6 protein-coding genes are annotated in these 3,828 nt (G+C 62.4%); 4 read left to right on the plus strand and 2 right to left on the minus strand.

Translation table 11 applies throughout. The features are described 5' to 3' along the window. Positions 1–285: 285 nt before the first annotated feature. Together WB528_RS10725 and WB528_RS10730 are read left to right on the plus strand one after the other, a co-directional pair. Positions 286–531: a hypothetical protein gene (locus WB528_RS10725; RefSeq protein WP_423888391.1), complete on the plus strand. Its 246-nt coding sequence runs from the start codon at positions 286–288 to the stop codon at positions 529–531. Between the two features lie 261 nt (positions 532–792). Next, the gene (locus WB528_RS10730) at positions 793–1,011 is read left to right on the plus strand and encodes a hypothetical protein (protein ID WP_423888392.1); all 219 of its coding nucleotides are present in this window, start codon (positions 793–795) and stop codon (positions 1,009–1,011) included. A gap of 33 nt (positions 1,012–1,044) precedes the next feature. Here the strand turns inward: WB528_RS10730 and WB528_RS10735 are convergent, their stop codons facing one another. Continuing rightward, on the minus strand, positions 1,045–2,073 hold the full coding sequence (locus WB528_RS10735; RefSeq protein ID WP_423888393.1) for a polysaccharide deacetylase family protein: 1,029 nt from the start codon (positions 2,071–2,073) through the stop codon (positions 1,045–1,047). A gap of 211 nt (positions 2,074–2,284) precedes the next feature. On the opposite strand from WB528_RS10735, the gene WB528_RS10740 reads away from it, so the two are divergent. Both WB528_RS10740 and WB528_RS10745 read left to right on the plus strand, forming a co-directional pair. Next, positions 2,285–2,572: a hypothetical protein gene (locus WB528_RS10740; protein WP_423888394.1), complete on the plus strand. Its 288-nt coding sequence runs from the start codon at positions 2,285–2,287 to the stop codon at positions 2,570–2,572. Between the two features lie 105 nt (positions 2,573–2,677). Further along, positions 2,678–2,917, plus strand: a complete 240-nt coding sequence (locus tag WB528_RS10745) for a hypothetical protein (protein ID WP_423888395.1) — start codon at positions 2,678–2,680, stop codon at positions 2,915–2,917. A gap of 8 nt (positions 2,918–2,925) precedes the next feature. Here WB528_RS10745 and WB528_RS10750 read toward each other — a convergent pair. Beyond that, a partial coding sequence (locus WB528_RS10750; protein ID WP_423888396.1) for an MFS transporter occupies positions 2,926–3,828 on the minus strand: 903 nt, incomplete at its 5' end.

The following is a 3,828-nucleotide window of genomic DNA, read 5'->3' on the forward strand; positions in this document are numbered from 1 at the left end:
ATGCTGCACCAGTGGCGTCACGGCCAACGGGTCGGGTGCGTTCCAGTCAACTATTGCGCCGGTTATTTTGGTCTGTCGTCCTGTGGGCGTTCGCCATCGCCGGCGTCACGCCAGCCTCGGCCAATCCCGCCGATCTATTGCTCGTCCATGGCAAGATCATCACCCAGGATGCCGCCTCGTCGGGGAAGGAGGCGCTCCCAGCCGTCTTACTCGGGACAGGTCGATTCCGAGCGAGACGAAAACTATGATTTGGTATTCGTCGGCTCGGTCAGAGAGACCGGAACCTTGACGCCTATCCCCGACGTCCTGGTCAAGGCGGAGATGGGCAAATGGAGGATCCTGGTTCGGACCAGCAGCGAAGGTGTCTACAAGCTGTATCCGAGCTTCGGCAGCGACATCACGGCCGACCAGATCACGATCTCCTGCTCGAAAGACGGTTATGAGACCGTCGATGGGTCGCGGCGGCGGCTGTCGGACAAGAAGGTGAAGGAGCTGGTCGTGGCGGAATGCCTGATGGCGCCGAAGTCTTGAAGTCAAGCCGGGTTGATTGACGAGCCGCTTTCCGGTCCGGCGGTACTAGTTTCCCCGCATCAACAGCCAGCGGAGAGACGCCATGCGCCAATTTACTCCGATCGCAGCGCCAATCGGTCGAAGCCGAGGTCATCGAAGGACTGCACCGTCACGGCATCTACTGGTAGCCGTCGAAATACTCGCCGGAACTGTGAAGTCCTTCACAGCACCATTCGGCTGGCGTCTCTAAAAAGGGACCAGTCTTGTACCCGGGAGGCAGTCATGCCCTCATCAGTTGACAACAGCCAGACAGCCCAGGACTTCTGGCCGTCCATCGTCCGAATTATCATTCTGGAAGTTGTGCTGCTGATCGCGCTTTCGGCGGCATTCATCTGCTATCTGAACTGGTCGTCAGAGGCCGCCGTGTCGGAATTCATGACGAGCGGCAGTCCGTCGCTTCAGGCGGTGAAGGACCGGCCGCCCTGCGGCGGCAGCGCCTGATCAGTTCAGGCCGGGCGTTTCAGATCGCGGTGCTTACTGCGAAACCGTCTGGATCACGTTGCCGACCGGACGCGTGCTCGCCACCGGGAGCTTCATTTCCTTCATCATCTCCTCGTCGTATTCGGGCAAGGTCTGCATCGGCGCCTTGGGCTTCATGAACACGATCTTGTAGCCACCGGCCTTCAGGCGCCGGAGCAATTCCGGCATCGCTTCGGCGGTGTGCTTCTGGAAGTCGTGCATCAGGATGATGCCCTTGCCTTGCTTGTCGAGCTTGGTCATCACGTTCGAGATGACCTGCTCGGGACTCTTGGCCCGGAAGTCGAAGGAATCGAGGTCGCAGGAAAACATCGCGATGTTGCGCGTGCCGAGATAGGCCATCGCGGCGGCGCTCTGCTGCAATTCCGGGAAGCGGAAGAACGGCGCGGGCGCGGTGCCAAGCGCGAGCTTGACAGCGCTGTTGCCTTTTTCGATCTCGTCCTTGACCATCTGCTCGGTCATCTTCTTGGAATTCAGATTGGCGTGCGACCAGGTATGGGTGCCGACCGTGTGGCCGGCCGCCAGGACCTGCCGCAGCAGCTCGGGATGATAGCTGGCGTGCTTGCCGATCGAGAAGAACACCGCCTTGGTGCATTGGTCGGCGAGCGCCTTGAGCACCGCCGGCGTGTTGACCGGCCACGGACTGTCATCAAAGGTCAGCACGACTTCCTTGTCGGCCAGAAAATCGAACTGCTTGAATTGCTCAAAGCCGAAGCCAGGTCCACCCGTGGTATCGACTTCGACGACACGGGAGACGCCGAGCGCGTCAGGATTGGTGCAAGCCTCTTTCGGCTGCGGAGGAGGGGCGACCGGCGCTTTTTCGGAGATGCTGCCGGTGACCTCAATCGAGTCACGGCTGGCGGCCGTGCGTTTTGCAGGAGCAGGGGCGAAGGCAGCGTGTGCTTCGGCGACAGTTTGAGCCGCGGCCGCGTGCCGGCCTGCCGATGATGTCCAGAACCAACCAGCTGCGGCGATCAACGTCGCCGCCACCACACTTACCAGCATCAAGCCCAACGCGTTACGCATGGTTACTGCTTCCTTAACGCAAAAACTAAAATCAGCTCCAAGCCATTTATCGGAAAGAGTTGTTAACGCTCCCCCAACATTGGGCCGTTTCGCTCTCGCGGAGCTGAGTGATTGACATCACAGAGCCGGCGGCGAAGGCGGGGCATCCTCCCATCTTGAGCGCGCGCCAATCACTGGCGGGCCCAGCTGAGCCTCTGATGGGGATCCTGAAATGACCAAGTCTCTAATATCTTTCGCACCGACGTTTCGCCGGGCCGCGCTCGCACTGTCGGTCGCCGCGCCTCTGTGGTCGATGACCTCAAGCACCGGCTTCGCTTACACCGTCGAGGCGCAGCGAATGTGCACCAGCGACGCGTTTCGTCTCTGCGCCGCTGAAATTCCGAACATTCCGAAAATCACGGCCTGCATGGTCAGGCACCGCGCCGATCTGAGCGCGGGCTGCCGCGCGGTGATGGATCGCGATATGTCGCAGAAACCGAGGGCGGTCGCTGAACGATAGCGACGGGCCGCAAACAAGGGCCGGTCGATGCGTCGACCCGCGCATTGACATGGCCGCCCATGCGGACTTTCATCCCGGCATTACGTAAGATGAAGGCGTGCTCAGATGCTCAAGGTTTGTTTTGTGTTTTTGTCGGCGCTCTTGTTAGCGTTCTTGGCGGCGCAGGTTCTCGCGATACCAAACGTCTCGGCCCAGCAGGGTCACGATGCCTGCGCGCGCGACGTATCGCGTTTCTGCCGCGCCAAGATGAACGACGGCGATTCGGTCGTGCTGGAATGCCTGAAGCAGCACCGCACCCGGCTCAGCAAAGCGTGCGACAAGGTCCTGACCGACAACGGACAGTAGTCTGAACGTCAGGTGCTGCTGCCTGCCGCGGCAGAGGCCACCGGCAGCACTTCGTTGGCTGCGCGGTCGGGCGTGTCTTCCTTCCAGCGCACCGAACCGAACGGACGCTCCAGCATGCGGCGGACGCGCACCGGATCCGGTCCGAGATGGAAATCCATCGCGCGCTGATGCAGCGCGCGCTCGGATTGCGTGGAGCGGCTGCGCTGGCGCAGATAATCGAACCAGGTCGGACAATGGTAGCGCTCGGTCCATAGTTCCGGATCGGCGATATCGCGCGCAATCGACCAGCCATAGGCGCCGTTGCGCTGCCGGCTGAGCTGAACTTCCTGCATGACGTTGTGGAAGGCGCGGGCGTTGTTCTGAGCGACGCGATACTCGATCTCTACCACCAGCGGTCCGCTGCGCCCGGTCAGCGGCAACTGCACTTCGGGATCGGCCAGCACCTCGGCATCCTCGTTGCGAGCGCCGACCCGCGGCATTTTCAGCCAGAAGCCGAGCAGCGGCGAAAGCAGCATCAAGCTTGCTGAGACCAGCAGCGCCGCTTCGACGCCGGCGGCATCCGTCAGCCATCCCCATCCCCAGCTTCCGATCGCGATGCCGCCGGAGATCGACGCCTGGAAGGTCGCGAGCGATCGCCCGGCCACCCAGCGCGGCGCCGAAAGCTGCACACCGATATTGAATAGCGCGACCGCCAGCATCCAGACCGCGCCGGCCACCACGAGGGCGGCGGCGGTCAGCACCCGTTCGTGGCTCAGCGCCACGGCCGCGATGGCGCCGCCCATCGACAAAGCACAGGCGCGGATCGCGGCCTCGCCGCTCAGGCGTTTGCGTACCTCGCTGATGTTGAGCGCGCCGATCACCGCGCCCATGCCGAACGCGCCGAGCATGATGCCGTAGGTCTGCGCGCCGCC

The organism is Bradyrhizobium sp. (assembly GCF_049586575.1).
Classification (GTDB): Bacteria; Pseudomonadota; Alphaproteobacteria; order Rhizobiales; family Xanthobacteraceae; genus Bradyrhizobium.

Excerpts from the sequence above, each read along its gene's own strand:
- WB528_RS10730 (WP_423888392.1), top strand. The coding sequence starts at position 793 with ATGCCCTCATCAGTTGACAACAGCCAGACAGCCCAGGACTTCTGGCCG.
- WB528_RS10735 (WP_423888393.1), bottom strand. The coding sequence starts at position 2,073 with ATGCGTAACGCGTTGGGCTTGATGCTGGTAAGTGTGGTGGCGGCGACG.
- WB528_RS10740 (WP_423888394.1), top strand. The coding sequence starts at position 2,285 with ATGACCAAGTCTCTAATATCTTTCGCACCGACGTTTCGCCGGGCCGCG.
- WB528_RS10745 (WP_423888395.1), top strand. The coding sequence starts at position 2,678 with ATGCTCAAGGTTTGTTTTGTGTTTTTGTCGGCGCTCTTGTTAGCGTTC.